The organism is Vreelandella titanicae (assembly GCF_014697095.1).
Lineage (GTDB): Bacteria > Pseudomonadota > Gammaproteobacteria > Pseudomonadales > Halomonadaceae > Vreelandella > Vreelandella titanicae.
Map to the genome: position 1 here is coordinate 3,166,137 of NZ_CP059082.1, position 21,705 is coordinate 3,187,841.

Consider the following 21,705-nt stretch of genomic DNA (forward strand, 5'->3'; position numbering starts at 1 on the left):
GACATAAAAATTCCTTATCCTTTAACGGCGCCTGCGGTAAGGCCTGACACAATGCGGCGCTGGAAGATAATCACTAATACGACCAGTGGCACCGTGACCACCACAGAAGCGGCCATAATCGGCCCCCAGGGCAGTTCGTAGGCACTGCCGCCTGACAGCAGCGCAATAGCGACGGGCACCGTGCGCTGGGCGTCGGTCAGCGTGAAGGTGAGGGCAAACAGAAACTCGTTCCACGCGGCGATAAATGCCAACAGGCCGGTGGTTGCCATGGCGGGCCACATCAGCGGCAGAAATACTTTCGTGATGGTTATCCAGGGCGTGGCGCCGTCCATGATGGCGGCCTCTTCCAGCTCCATGGGCAACTGCTTCATAAAGGTGGTCAATACCCATACGGTGAAGGGCAGGGTGAAGATGGTGTAGCTTAAAATCAGCCCGGCGGGGTTGTTGTAAAGGTTGAGCGCACGAATCACTTCAAACAGCCCGGAAAGCACCGCTACCTGGGGGAACATCGACACCCCGAGAATTACCAGCAGCACCGTGGAGCGGCCCCGAAAGCGCACCCGGCCCAGGGCGTAAGAGGCGGTAATGCCGAGTAGCAGGGCAATAAACACCACGCTAAACGCCACCACGATGGAGTTGAAAATAGCGCGCAGAAAGCTGGTCTGGCTAAAAATGCTGATGTAGTTATCGAAGTTCCAGTTCGAAGGCCAAAGCTCAACGCGGAACAGGTCGCTCGACGGTTTTAACGAGGTGATGACCGCGTAGTAAAACGGGAAAACGGCGTACACCATAATCAGCACAATCAACGCCCAAAACCCGATGCGCTTGGCTATTTTGGCCAACTGACGCGTATTCATTAGTCGCCTCCCAATTGGATTTGTTTACGCCCAAGGTAGAGGTAAGCCACGGTAGCCAGGGCAATGATCAAGAACAGCAGGGTAGAAGCGGCGCTGCCGTAACCGACATCCTGGAACTCGACCAGCTGTTGGCGGGCATAGACCGACATCGACATGGTGCTGGTGGAGTTGGAGGTGAGTACGTAGATAACATCGAAGACACGCAGCGCATCCAGCAGGCGGAAGATCACCGCGACCATTAACGCCGGGGTAATCAACGGTAGGGTAACTTTGAAGAACACCCGCAGCGGGTGAATGCCGTCTACCTCGGCGGCCTCATAGCAATCCTTGGGCAGCATCTGCAGAGCCGCAAGCACCAGCAGCGCCACGAAGGGAATGGTTTTCCATACATCGACCATAATTACCGCCCACATGGAGTAGGTGGCGTTAGCCGTCCAGGCGATGGGAGCGTCAATCACACCCAGGCCCATCAGCATATGGTTGATGATGCCGAACTGGTCGTTGAGCATCCATGCCCACATTTGCGCGGAAACAATGGTTGGGATTGCCCAGGGAATCAGCACCGCAGCGCGCACAATTACACGCCCCTTGAACTCGGCGTTCAAAATCAGCGCCACAATGACCCCGAAAACCACTTCCAGCGATACCGACACCACCGAGAAGTAGACGGTGTTCCATACCGACTGCCACCACACCGAGTCGGCCAGTACCCCATACCAGCGGCCATCGTCATAGACGAGATAATTCTCAAAGCCAATCAGATTGGCAGCGCCTAAATCTGACAGTGATGCATCGGTGAAGCTGAGAAAAAAGGTGCGCACCAGTGGCCAGCCAGCGACCAGGGTTAACGCAATCAGCATGGGGGCTAAAAAAAGCCAGGCGGCTTTAACCCGCTGTCGGCGAACCTTAGTGCCCCGGCGCGGCTTGGTAGTGAAAGAACGCGCCCCGGCGGGCGCGTCATCATGCTTGATGGAGGTCGACATGGAAAGGCTCCAGGGTTACCAGTTGCGACGCTTCAGGCGAGCCAATTCGTCTTCAAGATCAGCGACCGCTTGAGTGCCATCTTTAGTGCCGGAAAGCACGTCATGGGAGGTGCTGAAGAAGGCGTTACTCACCCGGCCATAAGCATCACCGGTGGGGGCAGAGGGGCGAGCGACCGCATTGACGAAGGTGTCGTAAAGGGTGCCAAAGAAGGGCACGGCTTCAAGCACTTCGTCATCCTGGTAGAGGGCGTCGATAGTGGGGTTGTAAGAGGCCTGTATGGCGCGACGCTTCTGTTCCTCTTCACCGGTCAGGAAGGCGACCAGGTCGGCGGCCAGCTCGGGGTGTTCGCTGTAGCGCGATACCGCCAGGTTCCAGCCGCCCAGGCCAGCGGCACTTTGGCCGTTTTCGCCACCTGCGGGCAGTTGGGTAACACCTACTTTGCCGCGAACGTCACTGTCTTCGCTTTGGGCCAGTGCCCAGGCGTAGGGCCAATTGCGCATAAACACGGCACCGCCGCTTTGGAAGACGCCGCGCGCTTCCTCTTCGGTGTAATTGAGCACACCGTTAGGCGAAATATCACCAATCCACGATGCGGCTAGGTCGAGTGCTTCTGCGGCGTGTTCGTTGTTAATGCTAATTTCGCCATCGGCTTCCACCACTGTGCCGCCGCCAAAGCTGGCTACCCACTCAAGGGCGTTAACGGTCAAACCTTCATAGGAGCGCCCCTGGAAGACATAGCCCTGCATACCGTCTTGGCCCTCAGCGCGCTCGGCGTCTTTGATCTCGCGGGCAATTTCGGTGAGTTCTTGCCAGGTTTTTGGCACGTCATGGCCATACTTTTCCAGCAAGTCTTCGCGGTAGTAGAGCACGCCCGCATCGGTGAACCACGGCATGGCGACTAAACGGTCATCGATGGTGTTGTTGGTGACGATGGTGTCAAAGTGCCCGGCAGCGGCGTCATCGCCAAGCACTTCTTTGAGGTCGAGTAGGTGATTGGCGAGTAGGCCGGGCCACACCACGTCAATTTGCATCACATCGATATCGCTGGAGTTAGCCGAAAGGATCTGCTGGTAGAGCGAAAGGCGCTCGGTGGAGGAGTTGGGCGTTGAAACAACATCGACGCTATGGCCGGTTTTCTCTTCCCAGGCGCGTACGCCTTCCTGGCACAGCGTCAGCTCTGCGCCGACTGCGCCACAGGAAATGGTGAGTTCTTCAGCCTGAGCTTGGCTTGTTGCACTCAGCGTGCTGGCTACTGCGATGGCGGTAGTGATTAAAGTCTTTTTCATAACGGCGTACCTCGACGTTTATTGTTGTGGATGGTGTGGCTTCTAAATTAGCGTTAATTCACAAACTCAACGTTTGTTCAATGGCTCTCTTAATCTTTATCTTAATCGATTAAGATTGTGCTGCTCAGTTAGCCGCTTTGATCGAGGAAGTTCAATAGCGACTTTTGTCTAACGGCATTGTTCAGTTTTCACTAAATAAAATCGTTCCTTAGACATTAGTCGCTAATTAGCAACTAGCCGTTGGTAAAAAGAGACTTAATCGATTAAGTTTTGGCTACCTTTCCTTAAGCGCCGTGGCGTTTAGCAGCAAAGCCACTACCCCCTGGGTGAACCGTGCAAGGGAAGTGTTATCGATTCGATCTTAATCGATTTAGGCAAAAGCGCTTACAGGCAGACGCTTAAAAACAGGCGCTAATAAACAACCGCTTGCCAATAACAATAGGGTACTCAAAACAATGCATAAAATGACATTTAAAACGCCGTTAGCCATTGCTATTGCCACCGCCAGCTTGGGAATGAGCGGTGTTGCTTCGGCACAAATGACCATGGAACAACGCTTTGCCGAGCTTGAAGCCCGCATTGAAGCCGCGGAACAGCGCGCTGATGCCGCCGAGCGCCGTGCCGAGATTGCCGAGCAATCACAGTCGACTGCCGTGGCGACAGAGAGCGACGCGGAGATCGAAGAGCGTCTGGCTCGGGTGGAGCGTTACGCCGATGGCGAAGAGGGTTTCTCGTTCAACGTTTATGCGCGTTCAGGCTTGTTGATTGGCGAAGATGGTAAAAGCGAGAATGCTGGCCCTTACCTGACACCCGCGGGTGGAGAGGGCGGCGCCGTTGGCCGTTTAGGCAATGAGCCGGACACCTACGCTGAAGCTATTTTCAACTACCGCATGCAGTTCGATAACGGCGCCAAAGCGCTTTATCGCACCATGATTGCTGACGGCACGACCTCCAGCAATGACTGGACTGGTGGCGAGTCCGATCTCAACGTGCGCCAAGTGTTTGCTGAATTCAGCGATCTTCCCAGCTTTACCGGCGCATTTGAAAACGCCTCTATCTGGGCCGGTAAGCGCTTTGACCGCGATAACTTCGATATCCATTGGCTCGACAGTGATGTGATTTTCCTGGCCGGTACCGGTGGCGGTATCTACGACATGCAGTTGGCAGACAACTGGAAATCTAACCTCTCGATTTATGGCCGTAGTTTTTCTGACTATCCGATTGTTGACCGCGAGAACCCCGGTCTTGAAGGCGACACCGACAACCTGATCCTGACCTCCAACAACTACTTCGGCAACTGGCAGTGGATGGTCAACGGTATGTCCGCTGCAGACAACGACGAGCGCGACATTGATGTCGGCCAAACTGCTGCCGATACTGGTTTCCACACCATGATTGCTTATCATGGCGACAGCTTCTTCGGCATGGGCGAGGGTAGTTTCAAAGCGGCCGTGCTGCATGGTCAGGGGTTAGGCGCCGAGACCAAAAGTATTGGTTCACGGGGTGATCTAACTGATGACGCTACCGCCACGCGCCTAGCGCTCTATGGCACCACTTATATTGCCCCGCAGTGGCGCGTTGCCCCCTCCATTCTGGCTGAAACCAGCGAAGACCGTTATGCCCAGGGCGATAAGTACAACTGGGCAGGGCTCAACGTGCGCCTAGCCAACGAGTTAACGCAGAACTTCGAAATGCAGTACGAAGCGGGCTATCAGTGGATGGATCTCGATCCCCAGGGTTATAGCGGTCGTAACGCCGTGGATGGTGGCTTCAGCAAATTCACGATTGCGCCCACCTTCAAGCCTGAAGTCGGCGGCTTCTGGCAGCGTCCTGAGATTCGTCTGTTCACCACCTTCAGCGATTGGGATGACGACCTTAACAACTACGGTGCCAGCTCACTGGGCAACGAAGGCTTTACCGGTGGTCAGTGGACTTTCGGCGTTCAGACCGAGGTATGGTTCTAAACCGATGTAAGTTGGTTAGCGTTTAACTGTTTCTTCTCCAATGCACTTTGCCCGCGACATGTCGCGGGCTTTTTTATAGCTTTAAAAGAATTTGTGAATAGTATTTATGGAGGGCTAGCAGGGTTGCTCAGGAGCGTTTATGTCACTACTGCAAGAGAAATTAAAAGCGCCGCCGCTACCGCTTGGTGTAGTGGCCCGGCCGCGCCTTAATGACCGTTTCGGGTTAGATGAACGTGTCCGCTTACTGATGGTGCAGGCGCCTCCAGGCTATGGCAAAACCACGCTGCTGGCTGAGCGGCTGACCGCGCTGGAGCAAGAGGCCACTTGGCTAGGCTTGGATCAGCGCGACAACCAACCCGCGCGGTTTTTAGCCTACTGGCAGGCAGCGCTCGATGGACTGTTAATCGAGCACATACGGCTTTCACCCGTGGCAGACGATGGAGACTGCGTGGAGCAGTTAGAGCGCTGGCTTGGCGAATTGCCTGAGCAGCGCTCGCCGTGTCGTTTGGTAGTGGATAATTTTGAGCACCTTAGCCACCCGGATATCTTAGCTGGGATCGCCCACTGGCTGCGTCATCAGCCGCCTTGGCTAACGTTAACGCTGGCCAGCCGCTCAAGGCCAGCATTGGGTTTGGCAAGCCTGCGGCTAAGAGGTGAACTCGAAGAGATCGACCTTCACGCGTTGGCCTTTGACAGCGAGGAGGCGCAAACCCTGTGTGCCGAACAGTTGAGCTTTCCCCCCACGCGAGTCAGCCTGGAACGTGCACTGCGCAGAAGCGGTGGCTGGGTAATGGCGTTGAGCTGGCTGGTAGAGCGCACCACCACGCGGGCAGGGTTTGACGCCCTGGTTGACCGGTTAAGTGGTGCCCACCCAGACTTTGCCGCTTGGTTTGACGAACTGCTCTCCGCTGCACTGCCATTGGAAGAGCGAGAGCTAATGCTGCAACTGGGGGTACTGGAGCGCTTTTCCCCCGAGCTTATGGCCCGACTACTGGAAGGGGAGCGCTTGACCCAGCGCCTGGAGGCCTTTGAACAAGCGGGGCTATTTATTGAACGCCCAGACCCGCATGCTCAGTGGTACCGCTTTCAACGACTGTTTGGCGAGTACCTCCGTCATCGCCGTCATGAGCTTAGTTTGGCCACCCAGCGCGTGCTGCACCAGCGCGCAAGCCAGGCGTGGTTAGCCTTGAACGATCCGGTGATGGCTCTGCGCCAGGCGATACTCGCCGAGGCCCCCGATGATGTGGCAAGCCTACTGACCGCCCATGGACCCGCCTTGCTGGCAAGCGGCGCCTATTCACTGTTGGCCAAGGGCTTCGCCCTGCTCGGTGAGCCGCGGCTCTCTACCTGTCCGGAACACACGCTGCTCTATGGCTGGGTCTCCCATGCTCAGTTTCAGTTTGATATTACCGCACGCGTAATTGGCTGGATTGAAGCACAGTTGCACGCGTCAGAGTGGCAGTTGCTCAGCGCTGAATTCGCTACGCTGCGCGCCCAGTTAGCGATTAACCAGGGCGATGCCGAGCGAGCCGCACCGCTGGCCGAGCAAGCGCTAGCCGTGCCCGCCCGCTATTTAGCTTCCACGCCGCTGACTGCCACTGCCATCTTAAGCGAGGCGCGCTTTGTGCTGGGCTATTTGGAAGAGTCGCTGCAGCGGGTGCGCGAGGTAGAGCGTCAGGCCCGCCAGCGTGGCGATCATCAACTGCTGCTCTGGTCGTTTTGCCATCAGTCGGAGACGCTGGTGGCTCAGGGGCGCCTACAGGCCGCCTACGATATTCAGGAGCGCGCCTTTGCCCACCTGGAGCGCGCGGAGCTTGAGCACCTGCCCGTGGCGGAGTTTCTCTACCGCATTCGCAGTCAGGTACTCTGGGAGTGGCACCGGCTGGATGAAGCCGAGCAGGCCGCGCTGAAAGGCATCGCCGTGCTGGATAACCAGGGGGAGCGCTGGACACTTCAGTGTCATATCCAACTGGCCAAAATCGCCCAAAGCCGTGGCGACCAAGCCCAGTGCGCTGACCATATTCGGCGGCTGCGCAAAATTCTCGCAGAAGGGGATTACCATATTGACTGGGTGGCGAATGCTCACGCTACCCTGTTGGCCTGGTGGCACTCCACCCAGGATCTTGATGCGGTAGAGCGCTGGCGCCAGGAAGCGCCGTCCCCCATTACTGAAGGGGCCACCAACCACTTTTCCCAGTGCAATGTGCGCAACCACGCCCGGGCGCTCACGCTACTGGGACGCTTTGATGAAGCCTGCATGCTATTAGAGGCCCTTGAAGTGCACACTCAGCGCTTGGGGCTGGTCACGGATGCCAACCGCAACCAGATCTGTCTCGCGGCAGCGGCGTGGTATGCAGGAAGAGAAGAGCATGCCTGCCAGCATATGCATCAAGCGCTGAGCTTGGCTTCCCGCACCGCCCTGGTGGGCAGCTTTCTGCGACTGGGCAAACCCCTTGGGGAGTTGCTCAATCGGTTGCTCGACAGCGGCACCTTGGATGCCTTAGAGCAGGCGAGGGCAGAGCGGTTGCTGGCGCTTGCGGGGCGCCAGAAGGATTTTGGCAGCGCCCGACGCTTAATGCTGGATGAAACGGTGATCGCCGATATTGTCGCCCGGCCAGATGTCCCCGAGCTGATCCGCACTTCGCCGCTCACTCGCCGGGAGTGGCAAATCCTGGGGCTGATTCATGCCGGGCTTTCCAATGAGCAGATCGCCGAGCAGCTGTCGGTGGCGCCTACCACCATCAAAACCCATATCCGCAGCCTCTATCAAAAGCAGAATATTCGACGCCGCGACGAAGCGATTGCCCTGGCGGGACAGTTGCTGGCGCATATTCAGGGGGAATAAGTCGACAGACGGGCTACTCCTAACGCCTACGCCCAGAGTCACCCTGGGGGGAGGATTTTATCTTGTGAGCAACCCTGCATCATGCCAAGTAACCAGCAAGAACTATGTCAAGAACTGTGACAAGAACTATGGCAAGGACAAAACAATGATGCAGACAACCTCTACTTCCCACTACGTTGGCAGCCAAGGAGCCGACTGGTGGCGCGGCGCTGTGATTTATCAAATCTACCCGCGCAGCTTTATGGACAGCAACGGCGACGGCATTGGCGACTTAAAAGGCGTGATCGACAAGCTCGATTACATCGCCTCGCTTAACGTCGATGCGATTTGGCTGTCGCCGTTCTTTACCTCACCGATGAAAGACTTCGGCTACGACATCAGCAACTATCGCGATGTTGATCCGATGTTTGGCACCCTGGAGGATTTCGACCGTTTAGTCGAGGGTGCCCATGCCAGGGGGCTAAAAGTCACCATCGATCAAGTCATGTCGCACACTGCCGATCAGCATGCCTGGTTCGAAGAGAGTCGCCAAAGTCGTGATAATCCCAAAGCCGACTGGTACGTTTGGGCTGACCCTAAGCCCGATGGCGCGCCGCCCACTAACTGGCAATCCGTGTTTGGTGGCAGCGCCTGGCAGTGGGACACCCGCCGCTGCCAGTACTATCTGCATAACTTCCTGGCTAGCCAGCCGGATTTAAATTTCCGCACACCTGCGGTGGTCGATGCCATGCTGGAGGAAGTGCGCTTCTGGCTAGAGCGGGGCGTGGATGGCTTCCGGCTGGATGCGGTGAACTTCTGCACCCACGGCGAGCTAAAAGATAACCCGCCGCGCCAGGAGATGACCGAAAGCTTTCTAGGTGTTCGCCCCGACAACCCCTACGGCTACCAGCTCCACCAATACGATAAAACCCAGCCGGAGAACCTGTTGTTTCTGGAGCGGCTGCGCGCGCTGCTGGATGAGTACCCCGGCACCACTAGCGTGGGCGAGGTGGGCGACGACGATGCCTTGGGCGTGATGGCGGAATACTCCCAGGGCGGTAAGCGGCTACATATGTGCTACTCGTTCAACCTGCTCACCGACAAATACGACCCCGGCTACTTGCACGAAACGCTAACCGAAATGGAAGCGCGCATTGGCGATGGCTGGCCCTGCTGGGCGCTGGGCAACCACGACGTGACGCGGCTGGCAACTCGCTGGCAGGCGGAAGGGCAGCTGGATAAGCTGCGCCTTTATATGGTGTTTCTACTCACTCAGCGCGGTAGCGTATGCCTTTATCAAGGTGAAGAGTTGGGCCTGCCCGAAGCTCAGCTGACGTTTGAACAGTTGGTTGACCCTGCGGGTATTACCTTCTGGCCCGCTTATAAAGGCCGAGACGGCTGCCGAACGCCGCATCCCTGGCAGGCCGATGCTCGTCACGCGGGCTTTAGTCGTGGCACACCCTGGCTGCCGGTGCCTGACACTCATGCTAGCCTCGCCGTTGATCAGCAAGATAACGATACTGATTCATTGCTCAATGCCTACCGCGATTTTTTAGCCTTCCGCCGTACTCAGCCTGCGTTGGTGAAGGGCGATGTGCGCTATCACGCTGTGCGTGACGATGTGCTCTGTCTTGAGCGCACCTACCAGCAAACGCGGTTACTAATTGCTCTGAATTTTAGCGGTCAAACGGTCACCCGTTCGGCACCTGAAGGCGCTGAAGCCATTGCCGGTGCCCCAGTGTGGCTAACCGGTGAGTGGCAGGGCAATCAGCTGTCGCTTCCGCAACTGTCCCTTCCGCCCTATGGCGTGGCCATTGCCCGCTGCTCCCAGCTTGAGGAGAACGCACCATGGGACGTCTAACACTAAGTGGTATCGGTAAATCTTTTGATGGCGTGGAAATCTCGCGGGATATCGATCTCACCATCGAAGACGGCGAGTTCGTGGTGTTTGTTGGCCCCTCCGGCTGCGGAAAATCCACGCTGCTGCGCATGATTGCCGGGCTTGAAGATATCAGCGAAGGGGATATGCAGCTGGATGGTCAGCGAATCAACGAGATTCCGCCCCAGGAGCGGGACATCGGCATGGTGTTCCAATCCTACGCCCTCTACCCGCATATGAGCGTGGCCGAGAATATGGCCTTTGGCCTGAAGCTGGCCCGCACCGACAAAGCGGAAATTCGTCGCCGCGTTCAACACGCCGCTGAGATGCTGCATCTCACCGAGCTATTGGAGCGTAAGCCCAAAGACCTCTCCGGCGGTCAGCGCCAGCGGGTAGCCATTGGCCGCACGCTGGTCAAAGAGCCTGCCGTGTTTCTGTTCGACGAGCCGCTCTCTAACCTGGACGCCGCGCTGCGGGTGGATATGCGAGTGCAGATCGCTGCGCTGCATAAGCGCTTGAACGCCACCATGATCTACGTGACCCACGACCAAGTGGAGGCGATGACGCTGGCTGACCGCATTGTGCTGCTTTCCCGGGGAAGAATCGCCCAGGTAGGCGCGCCGCTCTCGCTTTATCACTTTCCCAAAACCTTAGAGGTAGCGGAGTTTATCGGCTCGCCGCGCATCAATACCTTCCCGGTCACGGTAGTCGACTCAGGTGAGCGCCAAACGGTGGTGCGTCTGCCTAACGGGGAGACACTGACGGTGGCGGTCAATGGCAAGCACCTCCATTCAGGAGATGGCGCCACTTTGGGATTGCGGGCGGAAGATTTTGTATCGCCTGAACAGGCAGAGGCTCGGCTGACAGCGAGATTAATGGTGGCGGAAAAGCTGGGTTACGAAACCCTGGCGCATCTGCAGGTAGACGGTATAGACGCTACCTTAACCCAGCGTTTGGATGGCTTAACGCAACTAACCGAAGGCCAAACGCTCGACTTGGGTTTAGCGGGCCAGCATTGCCATCTTTTTGATCTACAGGGTAGTGCCTGCCCGCGGCAGGTGGTGGTAGATGGGGTAAGCCAATAATCGCCCATCTTATTTTTTTCAATAAAAGTGCATCCAATACGTCTCCTCGCGGGTAATCCCTATACAGGCGCTATTTAAGGCGGCTGATAAAAAACCTTTTAGGAGACTGAAAATGACCATCCAACCTCTTACGCGTGCAGCACTCGCCGCTACCTTGATTGCATCCTTCAGTCACGTCGCGCTGGCAGACATGACGCCCGCGGAAGTTCAGGTGCCGGACGGTAATGCTGTCGCCCTCGAAACCGTTGGCGTTGGCGCTATTACCTACATGTGCGAAGCCAAAGACGACGGCAACATGGGCTGGGTATTCAAAGGCCCCCACGCGGCGCTTAACGACAGCGAAGGCACACAAGTAGGAAGCTACTACGGCCCGCCAGCCACCTGGGAAGCGTTGGATGGCTCAAAAATTACCGGCACTCAGCTAGCCACGGCTGCCAATGGTGATGGCAACATCCCGCTTCAACTGGTGGAAGCCAATCCGGCTGAAGGCGAAGGCGCTATGAGCGGTGTTAGTTACATTCAGCGCCTGAACACTCAGGGTGGTGTTGCCCCGGACGTCACCTGCGATATGGATCACGACGGAGCCACCGCGGTAGTGACCTACCAGGCAGACTATATCTTCTGGGTTGCTGAATAAGTCGACTGGAATGTTAATTCCGCTGGGGGCTCGTCTGTCGAGTCCCCAGCGGCTATGCTGTCTCTGAGAACGACGACTGGCGTCGGTGCCGTCACCAGGGAGCTAGGGTTTGACTGACGTGTATTCAGAATTTGATCATGCTGCGGCATTAGCCAACTGTGCCCGTGGCGAGCATGACGCCTTGCACCAACTCTATGTTCATGAAGGTGCCCGACTATTAGGCGTCGTCATAAGAATCGTCAAGGATCGTGGTATGGCCGAGGATATTGTCCACGATGCCTGTCTTAATATTTGGCAGCATGCCGATAGTTTTGATCCCGCCAAAGGATCCGCGCGGACGTGGATATTTAGCGTGGCGCGTCACCTGGCACTGAACGCTATCCGTTATCGCGACCGTGAAGTCACTTTTGATAATCACGATCCCACCGAATTAGATCTCGATGAACATTTTCAGCACGCCTTCGTTGCCGATGAAGCCTTCGATTGGCAGACCGGCCAGCGGATGGATAGCTGTTTGGAAGCGCTTGAGCCTGAGCGGCGTAACTGCGTACTCCATGCCTATGTTGACGGCCTTAGTCATGCGGAAATTGCGGCGCATACCGGCGCGCCGCTGGGAACCGTAAAAGCCTGGATCAAACGCAGTTTGCTGCGCCTACGGGAGTGTATGGCATGAGCCGCCCCAGTCAGCACGAACACCAAGACGACCATACTTTAGCGGGTGAATACGTGCTGGGTACGCTTTCGTTAGAGCAGCGTAAGGCGCTAGAGGCCCGGCTACCTAACGAGCCTGAATTGCAACAAGCCGTGATGGCTTGGGAAGAGCGTTTCTTGCCCTATACCGCTATCACCGACCCGGTAACGCCTTCTGACAATTTATGGCCGCGTATTGAGCGCAGCTTAGCGTCACGGGAAGCGCTTGCTAAGCGTGCTCGACCTGCCTCTGTCGTGCCGCCAAGACCTCGCCGCATGCTGCACAGCCTGCCGCTTTGGCGCGGCGCTGCCGGGTTTGGCTTAGCGGCGGCGTTAGTATTGGGCGTGATGCTGGCCAATGAAGTAACTGAACCGACGACCCCCGAGTACATGGTGGTTCTGCTTGCTCCGCAAACGCAGTCAGCGGGTTGGGTAGTGCAGGCCTCATCACGCCAGGAAATCGAGCTGATCCCATTGGGTACTTTCGAAGTACCTGAAGGTAAAGCGCTTGAGTTTTGGACCAAAGCAGATGAGTGGCAGGCCCCGGTATCGCTGGGTTTAGTGGAGCCAGGGCAGCCGATCCGTTTGCGCTTGGATGAACTGCCGCCTCTTGAGGATAACCAGCTATTTGAGCTAACGCTGGAAGACGAAACCGGCTCACCAACCGGCCTGCCCACCGGGCCGATTGAGTTTATTGGCCGCGCGGTCGAGATTTAGCCACTCAAAAGCGCCAGTTAAAAGAACGTCAAGCCGACCTGGAACAGGCGCTCCACGTCGCGAATGCGGCGCTTGTCGATCACGAATAGAATCACGTGGTCGCCGCTCTCAACCATCACATCGCCGTGGGCGATAATGACCTCTTTGCCGCGCACAATCGCACCGATGGTGGTGCCCTCGGGCAGGTCGATCTCGCGGATGGTACGCCCGACCACCTTGGAGGACTGCTTATCGCCGTGGGCGATGGCTTCAATGGCCTCGGCGGCGCCTCGGCGCAGCGAGTGAACGTTGACGATATCACCCCGACGCACGTGGGTGAGCAGGCTGCCAATGGTCGCCTGCTGGGGAGAAATAGCGATATCGATCTCGCCCCCCTGCACCAAGTCCACATAGGCGGCGTTGTTGATCAGCGTCAGCACCTTCTTCGCCCCCAAACGCTTGGCGAGCAGCGACGACATGATATTGACTTCGTCGTCGTTGGTCAGCGCGCAGAAGATATCGCACTCTTCGATATTCTCCTCTTCCAGCAGACGCTTGCTGGTGGCACTGCCATGGAGCACCACGGTGCGATCCAGCCGCTCGGAGAGGGTGGTGCAGCGCTCCAGGCTGTGCTCGATGATCTTGACCTGGTGGCTATGCTCCAGGTGTTCGGCCAGCCGCTCGCCGATATTGCCACCCCCGGCGATCACGACCCGACGGAAGTCCCGCTCGACCCGGCGCAGCTCGCTCATCACCGCGCGAATATCCCGGCGGGCGGCGAGGAAGAACACCTCGTCGTCAGCCTCGATGACCGTATCGCCACGGGGAATGATTGGGCGGTTACGGCGGTAAATCGCCGCCACCCGGGTATCCACGTTGGGCATATGGCGGCGCAGAAAGGCCAAATCCTGGCCCACCAGCGGGCCACCGTAGAACGCTTTCACCGCCACCAGCTGCACCAGGCCACCGGCAAACTCGAGCACCTGCAGGGCACCGGGGTGCTCGATCAGGCGGCGTACGTGGTCGGTGACCACCTGCTCGGGGCTGATCAGTACATCAATGGGGATCGCTTCGTGGGCAAAAAGGCCTTTACGGGTCAAATACGCGGTGGCGCGCACCCGGGCAATTTTAGTCGGCGTGCGAAACAGCGTATGGGCGACCTGGCAGGCGATCATATTGATCTCGTCGCTGTTGGTGACAGCGATCAACATATCGGCGTCTTCGCAGCCAGCCTGGCGCAACACTATCGGGTAGGAACCTGCCCCGGTGACGGTGCGGATATCGATTTTGGTGTGCAGCTCGCGCAGTTTTTTGGCGTCGGTGTCAACGACGGTGATGTCGTTCTCCTCGCGGGCGAGGTGTTCAGCCAGTGTGCCGCCGACCTGGCCGGCGCCGAGAATGATGATTTTCATACGGTCTTGTCCTCACGGTCAGGCTCAAGGGAGAGTCGGTAACCAATGCCGGGCTCAGTTTGCAGTAGGGTGGGGGACTGGGGATCATCACCTAGCTTTTGACGCAATTTGCTCACCACGATGCGCAAGTAATGCGTATCTTCCTGGTGAGTTGGGCCCCATACCTGTCGTAATAGCTGGGTCTGCGTGACCACTCGCCCAGCTGAAGCAATAAGCTGGGCCAGCACGGCGAACTCTTTCGGCGTTAGATGAACGGCCTCGCCGTGCAAGCTTACTTGGTGAGCGGCCAGGTCAACTATCAAACCGCCATGCTGGAAACGCTGAGCGCTTGGGCTGGCGCGCCGCCTTAATAGGGCTCGAATACGTGCCAACAGCTCTTGAATGCCGAAGGGTTTGGTAACGTAGTCGCTCGCCCCGTTATCCAGGGCGCGCACTTTTTCAGCCTCATGGCCGCGCACCGAAACAATGATCACGGGCACCTCGCTATGCTTGCGGATAGAATCGAGCACTTGCTGTCCATCCATGTCTGGCAGACCAAGATCCAGTAAAACGATGTCTGCATTAGCGGTGAGGGCATCAGCATTGAGTTTTTCCAACCCCTCGCGACCACTGGAGGCCTCAATCACCTGAAACCCTTGAGAAGTGAGGCTGATACGCAAAAAGTGACGAATGTGCGGCTCGTCATCAATGACTAATACGCGCGCTTGATCAGTGCTCATTCTCGGCGTCCTTGCTGGGTGCCGATAGGGGCAGCGTCATGGTAATCCTGGTGCCAACATTGTCTGGCCCAGGGCTTGCGTGGATTTGACCCGCGTGGGCGCCAAGCATTCCCCGACAAATCGCCAGCCCCAGGCCGCTACCGTGCAGGCTGCGATCGCCGTCGTTACCGGTGACAAACATATCGAACACGCGCTCGCGTAGTGCTTCGGGTATGCCAGGGCCTTGGTCGGTAACCGAAAACAATAAGATGGACGGGTCTCCAGCCCTTTTATCATCACGACATTGGGCTTCGATAGTGATATGGCCATTAGGTGGTGAGAAGCGCGCCGCATTTTCAAGCACGTTGACCAGCGCTTGCTCAATCAGGGCGGGGTGAACGTAAAGTAGTGGTAGCTCTTTTGACCAGTGCTGCTCGACTTGGAAACCTTCAAGGGCACTGCCCAGTCGCTTCCGCGCTGAAGCGACTAAATCATCAAACGCCACCCAATCGCGCTCGATTTTCATATCGCCATGCCCTAGTCGGGTCATGTCCAACAAATTCTGTATATAGCGGTTAAGGCGTTCACTTTCGCTTAATACGCCATCTAGTAACGCAAAGCGATCCTGTTGACTGAGCTGTGCATCAAGAGTGCGAAGCGAGCTGGCCGCGCCAATAATCGACGCTAGCGGAGTGCGCAGGTCGTGGGAAACCGACGATAGCAGCGCTGAACGCAACCTCTCCTGCTCTTCAGCCAAGCGAGCGGCACTAAGCTCCAGCAGGCGTTGGCGGCTGTCTCCGGCGAGCTTGCCGACTACCAGTGCGACTAATAGAAAGAACAGCAGTGTTAGCAGTTGCTCTTGCTCTTCAACCGCTAACGAAAAGTGCGGAACGGTGAAGCAAAAATTAAACGTCAGAAACCCCAGTACGGCACATAGCAGAGCTGCGTAGCTTCCTGCTAACACCGCACTGGCGAGAACCGCGGTAAGAAAAATCAGCGAAAGATTAGCCAAGGCTAGCCAGGTATATAGTCCCCAGGCGATTAGCAGAGCAATTAGCGTGCTCGCCAGCGCAATCAGGATTTCTGACGGCATTGGCAAGCGCAACTGGTTCGCAATCTGCCCAAAGGGTTTGAACATCGGTTTTCTAAACGTCATGACACGATTGTCCTTCACGAACGTCCTTCAAAATGATCGGCTAGCGCCGCCAGAACATTGGGGTCAGTAACACCACGACGGTGAGTATTTCTAACCGCCCCATCAGCATGCCAATGCATAGCAACCATTTCGCCGCGTCGGGTAGGGGGGCAAAATTACCTGCGGGGCCGATGATATCGCCTAGACCAGGGCCCACATTGGTGACTGCGGTGGCGGCACCGGAAAGAGCGGTGACTAAATCCAACCCCAGGGCAGAGAGGCTCAACGCCAGTGCCGCTATGGTGATAAAAAAGAAGAACGAGAAGGCCACTACGCTGCGCGAGATATCACTGGTGACCGGCTGATGGTTATAGCGAGTGGTAAACACACCATTGGCATGGATGAGGTAACGCAACTGGTTAAGCAGCATTAAAGAAGCAATCTGAAACCGGAAGATTTTCATTCCGCCGCTAGTAGAGCCGCTGCAGCCGCCCACAAAGGTCAGGTAGAAAAAAGCGACCACCGGCAGCGCCCCCCACTGGGTGTAATCATCCGATGCATAGCCGGTGGTGGTTACCACTGAAATAATGTTAAAGGTAACGTGGGTGAGCGATTCAAACCAGTTGTCGCCCTGGGTGATGCGCCAGACACTGAGTAGCAAAATCGCGGCCATCAAGAGCTTTAACAGCCCAAGTACCTGCTGATCGTTCCATAGGGCACTGCGCGACCCGCGTATAAAACGGATATACAGTACAAAGGGAAGCGCACCGCTCAGCATGAAAAAACTGGCCATCCACAGCAGCCATGGCTGTTCGCTATAGGCGCCGAAGGAAGCGTCGGAATTGGCAAAGCCGCCGGTAGAAAGCGACGTCATACCATGTACGGTGGCGTCTAAGAGCGTCATCCCGCCGAACCAATAACTACCAATCGCGACCAGGGTTAGGCTGACATAGATCGTTAGCGTCGCTTTGGCAATACCGCCAGTGCGTGGCATCACTTTATCCGACCAGTCGGACGACTCGGTGTGAAACAACCGCATACCACCTACTTTAAGAAACGGCAAAATCGCAATACCCATGACGATAATGCCGATGCCGCCCATCCATTGCATGAGCCCTCGCCATAGCTTCAATCCATCGGAAAAGTGCTCAATACCGACCAGAATCGTGGATCCCGTCGTAGTTATCGCTGATACCGATTCAAACACCGCATTGGTGAAGGTTAACTGTGGGGCGCCCAGCACCAGCGGCAGGCTGGCAAAACCGCTAATGGTGACCCAACTGGCGGCGGTAAGAATAAACATCTGCCATGGCTTCAACTCTAAAGCTGTGCGATAGGTGAGTAACCAAGTAAGCGCTGCGGCGCCAAGTACAATCAGAATGGAAACACCGAAGGCGGGTGCATCAGGGTCTCTCTCAATTAGCAGTACGACGAAAGGCACCATCATGAACAGAGCTAGCACAACCCAGAGAATCGAAATAATTTTAAAAACAGGTGCCCAGTGCCGATACGCATTCCTGCTACGGTAAAACCATGGTGTGAATGGAGTCATATGCCCAGCTCGCCGTTTAGTATTCTTAATATTTGCTATGACACCATGACCTTCCATAAAAAGTCTGTAAAAAAACAAAAAAACCCAGCACTCTGCTGGGTTTGGGCAAGCTAGTTAAACACCTTCGTTAGATTTAACCTTTAACGCCCCCGGCGGTTAATCCACCAATAATCCAACGCTGGCAGATCAGGAACGCCACGGTGATTGGCAGCCCCGAGAGCACGGCAGCGGCGGCGAAGTCGCCCCAGCGCTGATTATGGTCGGCCAGGTACTGCTGGGCGCCCACCGCCAGGGTGAGCTTATGCTCATCCACTAGCAGCACCGACGCCATGGGGTACTCCATGATGCTCATCACAAACGCCAGGATGAACACCACCATCAGAATCGGCACCGACAGCGGCAGCAGGATGTAGCGAAACGCCTGCCAAGTGCTTGCCCCGTCCACCATGGCGGCTTCTTCGAGCGACCCGTCGATGGATTCGAAGTAGCCCTTGATCGTCCATATATGCAGCGCCACTGCGCCCAGGGAAGCGACAATCAGCGCGCCGTGGGTGTTTATCCCCAGCCAGCCGACGAACTGACCCAGCCGGTCGAACAGCGCGTAGAGTGCCACCAGCGACAATACTGCTGGGAACATTTGGAAAATCAGCATGCCTTTCAATAGCGGCTCCTTGCCCTTAAAGCGCATGCGGGCAAAGGCGTAGGCACTGGTGGTGGCAAGCATCAAAATCAGCAACGAGGACACCACGGCGACTTTGATCGAGTTCCATAGCCACAGCAGCACGGGGAAGGGCGGCTGGATCACGCTGCCGTCGGCGCGCTCCCAGGGAATACCCAAGGCCAGCGACCAGTGTTCAAGAGAGAAGCGCTCGGGGATCAAGCTCCCCGAGGCAAAGTTGCCCTCGCGAAACGAGATTGAAATCACCAACAGCAGCGGAAACACGATCAGTGACACAAAGCCGATCAGCGCCAAATGCGCGCCCCATCGCCTTGCGCGAATGGAGCGGGGTTGAACCATCGCCATCGTAAACCTCCTAAACTTTAACCTTGGAAAGCCGCAAATTAACCACCGACATGCCCACCACCAGCAGGAAGATCAGCGTAGCAATGGCTGCCGCCAGACCGAAGTTCTGACCGGCATCCTGGAAGGCGATGCGGTAGGTATAGCTCACCAGCAGGTCGGTGGTGCCCGCGGGCGTGCTGGCACCCAGAATGTCTGGGCTGCCCCCAGTGAGCAGCGCAATCAGTACAAAGTTATTGAAGTTGAATGCAAAGGCGGCGATTAACAGCGGCGTGAGTGGCTTGATGATCAGTGGCAGAGTGATCTTCATCAGGTTAGTGATCGGCCCGCCGCCGTCTACCGCCGAGGCCTCGTACAGATCGCCGGGGATCGACTGAATCAGCCCCATGCACAGCAGCAGCATGTAGGGGTAACCCAGCCAGGTATTGACGATCAGCAGCATGGTTCGGGCTAGCCAGGGGTCGGTAAACCACTCCGGCGAAATGCCGAACAGTGCCTCCAGAATCATGTTCACCTCACCAAAATGCTGATTGAACATGCCTTTGAAAATCAGAATCGAAATAAACGCTGGAACCGCGTAGGGCAGTATCAGCAGCGTCCGATAGACCGCCTTGCCCTTGAGCTGATCCCACTGCAGCAGCGAGGCGAGGACAAACCCCACGGCCAGGGTGAACAGTACGGTGAGCCCGGCAAACACGAAGGTCCAGACAAAAATCTGCATAAACGGCCCGCGTATATCCGGGTCGGTGAAAATCTTGGTGTAGTTGGTGAAGCCCACGTTCACCGGCCACCCCGGGGTGATGCGTTCTCCGTTTTCGGTGACGAAAAAGCCGATATCGTTGTCCGGCGTCAGCACCTGATCCTCTTGCCGATCATAGAGGCTGCCGTTGTCACGCATCTCATAGCGGTCGATCATTGGCGCGAACTGGCGCAGACCCGCCATACGCAGCTCGGTGCCCCCGGGCGTTTGCAGGCGCAGCGCCTGGAGGGCGTCGCGGGCCTGGATGGCTGCGCGCATGGGAAGCGGCTCACCTTCGGGCGGGGTGTCTACGGATTGGGTTGGAACGCGACGAACTTCGCTGTTAGTTAGGTTGAGCGCGGCGGATAGTAGCCGGTCGTTGTCGCCCGCAGGGGCGTCGCTTTCCAGGTAAAGGCGCACCAGCTCGCCTTCCTGGTAAAGCGAATAGGAAAAGGCAGCGCCTTCTGCCTGGTAGGTTTGATTGGTCAGTTGTGCGCGTACGCGCTCCTGGCTAAGCAGATTGTCCGAGCTGTAGTTGCTGAAGCTGATGCCGACGGTATACACCAGCGGGAAAATGACAAACACGCCAAGCCCGGCCACGGCAGGGAAAATATACCGGTGGCTCATCAGCGAACGTCGGCTGAACACCACGCCCAGCGACGTGCCAAGCACCAAAAAAAGCAGCGCAAATACCCACTGGCCGTGCATGTAAAAGGCCATCACCAGCCAAAGCAGGGCCAGTACCATCAGCCCGATCAAGCTGCGCATTGCCCAGCGGGAATAGCGTTCGGCCACATGGCGGGAGCGGTGGCGGGGCAAGCCCCGCGAAGCATTCGTGGTAAACATGAAAGATGTCCTGCGAAACTGCCCGGCCTTGCCAGCGGTGTGCCATGGTCGGGCAGTGAAGGAAAGGCGAGTGGCTACTGACGCATACGCCGCGCGGCGGCATCCAACGCTTCTTGGGGTGATTGACGCCCGCTGCCGATGTTTTGCAGCGCGGGCTCCATGGCTGCCCAAAAGGCGCCCATTTCGGGAATGTTCGGCATCGGCATGCCAACTTCGGCGTTTTCAAGCGTGGCGGCAATATTGGGGTTGTCGGCCAGTTCCGCTTGATAGTCGATGTGGGCCACGGCCCCCAGCGACCCATCGCTGTTGAAGGTGCGCATACCCTCCTCGCTAAGCAGGTAGTTTTCCAGGAACTCGACGGCCAGAAAGTCATTGGGTGAGGCCGAGTTGATCATTGCCGTCATAACGCCAAACATGGGCTTGGCACGTTCATCGCCCACCTTGGGCAGCAAGGCGACGCCGTAATCAATGCCGCTGCGCTCAAGGTTTGGCCAGGCCCAGGGGCCGCTGATCATGGTTGCTACTTCGCCCTTGTTAAAGCGGTTATCCATGATGCTGTAGTCGGTTCCTCGCGGTATCACGTCGCTTTCGATCAGCTCGACCAGCAGCTCTGCACCCTGCACAGCGCCTTCGTTGTTAACGCCAATATCGGTAACGTCGTAGCCTGCGTCAGTTTGTTTAAACGGGTAGCCCCCATTAGCGGCTAGCAGCGTCCAGCCGTAGTAGGGCTCGCTGTAGTCGAACAGGATGGCTTTTTTACCCTCTTGGGAAAGCGTCTCGTCCAGTTGCATTAGCTCGGCAAAGCTCTCCGGCGGGGTGTCCACCAGGGCTTTGTTATAAATGAGCCCGAGTGATTCCACTGAAATGGGGTAGCCATAGGTTTCGCCATTCCACAGGGCAGCTTCCCAAGAGAAGTCATAAAAAGACTCACGGAAGCTGTCACTAGGCGCTATCTGTTTTAATAGGCCGCTTTGTGCCCACTCGCCAATCCGGTCGTGGGCCCAGATTACGATGTCCGGCCCTTGACCACTACCTGCCGCCTGTTGAAAACGGTCTGTCAGGTTATCCGGAAAGACCACCTCAACTTCTATGCCCGTCTCTTCAAGAAACTGATCGGCCAGCAGCTGAATACCTTGCTGGCCTTTGTTGTCGCCCATCCAGATCGTTAGCCGGTCATCTTCGAACGCGAAGGCTGGCAGGGTAGCGCTGGCAGCCAAAGTGGCTGTGAGTAGTGGTCTGATAAAATAGCGTAGCGTTGCCATCGAGTAATAACCTCATTGTTGTTGTGGTCATTTATTTATCAACTGCCGCAGAGTGGCCAATTATGCGCAAGGTCACCTCCTCCTTAGGGGGCGTAGCAGTGGCGTATATCAAGGGCGTAGAGTAAAAGTGGAAGGAGA

General features: G+C 56.8%; 17 protein-coding genes. 7 read left to right on the top strand and 10 right to left on the bottom strand.

The genetic code is table 11. The annotated features are described in order from the left end of the window. Nucleotides 1-14: 14 nt before the first annotated feature. From HZS52_RS14525 to HZS52_RS14535, 3 genes are read right to left on the bottom strand one after another with little or no spacing between them, the layout of a single operon-like run. Complete coding sequence (locus tag HZS52_RS14525) at nt 15-857, bottom strand: carbohydrate ABC transporter permease (RefSeq protein WP_133732639.1); 843 nt, start codon at nt 855-857, stop codon at nt 15-17. Then, complete coding sequence (locus HZS52_RS14530) at nt 857-1,840, bottom strand: carbohydrate ABC transporter permease (RefSeq protein ID WP_027958694.1); 984 nt, start codon at nt 1,838-1,840, stop codon at nt 857-859. Before HZS52_RS14530 ends, HZS52_RS14525 begins: the two co-directional genes overlap by 1 nt. A 15-nt stretch (nt 1,841-1,855) precedes the next feature. After that, nucleotides 1,856-3,127: an ABC transporter substrate-binding protein gene (locus tag HZS52_RS14535; RefSeq protein WP_022523019.1), complete on the bottom strand. Its 1,272-nt coding sequence runs from the start codon at nt 3,125-3,127 to the stop codon at nt 1,856-1,858. A gap of 455 nt (nt 3,128-3,582) precedes the next feature. Between HZS52_RS14535 and HZS52_RS14540 the strand changes: the two genes are divergently transcribed. The 7 genes from HZS52_RS14540 to HZS52_RS14570 all read left to right on the top strand — a co-directional run bounded on the left by HZS52_RS14540 (nt 3,583) and on the right by HZS52_RS14570 (nt 12,923). Beyond that, nucleotides 3,583-5,091, top strand: a complete 1,509-nt coding sequence (locus HZS52_RS14540) for a carbohydrate porin (RefSeq protein WP_027958695.1) — start codon at nt 3,583-3,585, stop codon at nt 5,089-5,091. Between the two features lie 139 nt (nt 5,092-5,230). Then, nucleotides 5,231-7,936, top strand: coding sequence for an HTH-type transcriptional regulator MalT (malT, locus tag HZS52_RS14545; protein WP_190373027.1), 2,706 nt, complete (start codon nt 5,231-5,233; stop codon nt 7,934-7,936). A gap of 145 nt (nt 7,937-8,081) precedes the next feature. Further along, on the top strand, nt 8,082-9,776 hold the full coding sequence (locus HZS52_RS14550) for an alpha-glucosidase (protein WP_190373028.1): 1,695 nt from the start codon (nt 8,082-8,084) through the stop codon (nt 9,774-9,776). After that, nucleotides 9,764-10,879 (top strand): sn-glycerol-3-phosphate ABC transporter ATP-binding protein UgpC, encoded by a 1,116-nt coding sequence (ugpC, locus tag HZS52_RS14555; RefSeq protein ID WP_190373029.1) that lies wholly within the window; start codon nt 9,764-9,766, stop codon nt 10,877-10,879. Before HZS52_RS14550 ends, ugpC begins: the two co-directional genes overlap by 13 nt. Nucleotides 10,880-10,991: 112 nt before the next feature. After that, the gene (locus HZS52_RS14560) at nt 10,992-11,516 is read left to right on the top strand and encodes a DUF3455 domain-containing protein (protein WP_009287082.1); all 525 of its coding nucleotides are present in this window, start codon (nt 10,992-10,994) and stop codon (nt 11,514-11,516) included. Nucleotides 11,517-11,634: 118 nt separating this feature from the next. Further along, nucleotides 11,635-12,189: a sigma-70 family RNA polymerase sigma factor gene (locus tag HZS52_RS14565; RefSeq protein ID WP_223828136.1), complete on the top strand. Its 555-nt coding sequence runs from the start codon at nt 11,635-11,637 to the stop codon at nt 12,187-12,189. Continuing rightward, nucleotides 12,186-12,923, top strand: a complete 738-nt coding sequence (locus HZS52_RS14570; protein WP_027958700.1) for an anti-sigma factor — start codon at nt 12,186-12,188, stop codon at nt 12,921-12,923. Before HZS52_RS14565 ends, HZS52_RS14570 begins: the two co-directional genes overlap by 4 nt. Nucleotides 12,924-12,940: 17 nt before the next feature. Here HZS52_RS14570 and trkA read toward each other — a convergent pair whose 3' ends face one another. The 7 genes from trkA to malE all read right to left on the bottom strand — a co-directional run bounded on the left by trkA (nt 12,941) and on the right by malE (nt 21,567). Next, nucleotides 12,941-14,314 carry a Trk system potassium transporter TrkA gene (gene trkA / locus HZS52_RS14575; RefSeq protein WP_022520098.1) on the bottom strand — a complete coding sequence of 458 codons (1,374 nt, stop codon included), beginning with the start codon at nt 14,312-14,314 and terminating at the stop codon, nt 12,941-12,943. Beyond that, the gene (locus tag HZS52_RS14580) at nt 14,311-15,033 is read right to left on the bottom strand and encodes a response regulator (RefSeq protein WP_009287080.1); all 723 of its coding nucleotides are present in this window, start codon (nt 15,031-15,033) and stop codon (nt 14,311-14,313) included. The genes trkA and HZS52_RS14580 overlap by 4 nt, the downstream gene beginning before the upstream one ends. Continuing rightward, complete coding sequence (locus tag HZS52_RS14585) at nt 15,023-16,168, bottom strand: sensor histidine kinase (protein ID WP_022523029.1); 1,146 nt, start codon at nt 16,166-16,168, stop codon at nt 15,023-15,025. Before HZS52_RS14585 ends, HZS52_RS14580 begins: the two co-directional genes overlap by 11 nt. A 40-nt stretch (nt 16,169-16,208) precedes the next feature. Further along, nucleotides 16,209-17,699, bottom strand: a complete 1,491-nt coding sequence (locus HZS52_RS14590) for a TrkH family potassium uptake protein (protein WP_022523030.1) — start codon at nt 17,697-17,699, stop codon at nt 16,209-16,211. A 133-nt stretch (nt 17,700-17,832) separates the two neighbouring features. Next, a complete protein-coding gene (gene malG / locus HZS52_RS14595; RefSeq protein WP_022523031.1) occupies nt 17,833-18,723 on the bottom strand; it encodes a maltose ABC transporter permease MalG in 891 nt (296 codons plus the stop codon). A 10-nt stretch (nt 18,724-18,733) separates the two neighbouring features. After that, a complete protein-coding gene (malF, locus tag HZS52_RS14600) occupies nt 18,734-20,305 on the bottom strand; it encodes a maltose ABC transporter permease MalF (RefSeq protein ID WP_190373030.1) in 1,572 nt (523 codons plus the stop codon). 74 nt (nt 20,306-20,379) lie between these two features. Next, nucleotides 20,380-21,567, bottom strand: a complete 1,188-nt coding sequence (malE, locus tag HZS52_RS14605; protein WP_190373031.1) for a maltose/maltodextrin ABC transporter substrate-binding protein MalE — start codon at nt 21,565-21,567, stop codon at nt 20,380-20,382. Nucleotides 21,568-21,705 lie beyond the last annotated feature (138 nt).

Coding starts and splice junctions, on each gene's coding strand:
- HZS52_RS14525 (WP_133732639.1), bottom strand. CDS start 857: ATGAATACGCGTCAGTTGGCCAAAATAGCCAAGCGCATCGGGTTTTGG.
- HZS52_RS14530 (WP_027958694.1), bottom strand. CDS start 1,840: ATGTCGACCTCCATCAAGCATGATGACGCGCCCGCCGGGGCGCGTTCT.
- HZS52_RS14535 (WP_022523019.1), bottom strand. CDS start 3,127: ATGAAAAAGACTTTAATCACTACCGCCATCGCAGTAGCCAGCACGCTG.
- HZS52_RS14540 (WP_027958695.1), top strand. CDS start 3,583: ATGCATAAAATGACATTTAAAACGCCGTTAGCCATTGCTATTGCCACC.
- malT (WP_190373027.1), top strand. CDS start 5,231: ATGTCACTACTGCAAGAGAAATTAAAAGCGCCGCCGCTACCGCTTGGT.
- HZS52_RS14550 (WP_190373028.1), top strand. CDS start 8,082: ATGATGCAGACAACCTCTACTTCCCACTACGTTGGCAGCCAAGGAGCC.
- ugpC (WP_190373029.1), top strand. CDS start 9,764: ATGGGACGTCTAACACTAAGTGGTATCGGTAAATCTTTTGATGGCGTG.
- HZS52_RS14560 (WP_009287082.1), top strand. CDS start 10,992: ATGACCATCCAACCTCTTACGCGTGCAGCACTCGCCGCTACCTTGATT.
- HZS52_RS14570 (WP_027958700.1), top strand. CDS start 12,186: ATGAGCCGCCCCAGTCAGCACGAACACCAAGACGACCATACTTTAGCG.
- trkA (WP_022520098.1), bottom strand. CDS start 14,314: ATGAAAATCATCATTCTCGGCGCCGGCCAGGTCGGCGGCACACTGGCT.
- HZS52_RS14580 (WP_009287080.1), bottom strand. CDS start 15,033: ATGAGCACTGATCAAGCGCGCGTATTAGTCATTGATGACGAGCCGCAC.
- HZS52_RS14585 (WP_022523029.1), bottom strand. CDS start 16,168: ATGACGTTTAGAAAACCGATGTTCAAACCCTTTGGGCAGATTGCGAAC.
- HZS52_RS14590 (WP_022523030.1), bottom strand. CDS start 17,699: ATGACTCCATTCACACCATGGTTTTACCGTAGCAGGAATGCGTATCGG.
- malG (WP_022523031.1), bottom strand. CDS start 18,723: ATGGCGATGGTTCAACCCCGCTCCATTCGCGCAAGGCGATGGGGCGCG.
- malF (WP_190373030.1), bottom strand. CDS start 20,305: ATGTTTACCACGAATGCTTCGCGGGGCTTGCCCCGCCACCGCTCCCGC.
- malE (WP_190373031.1), bottom strand. CDS start 21,567: ATGGCAACGCTACGCTATTTTATCAGACCACTACTCACAGCCACTTTG.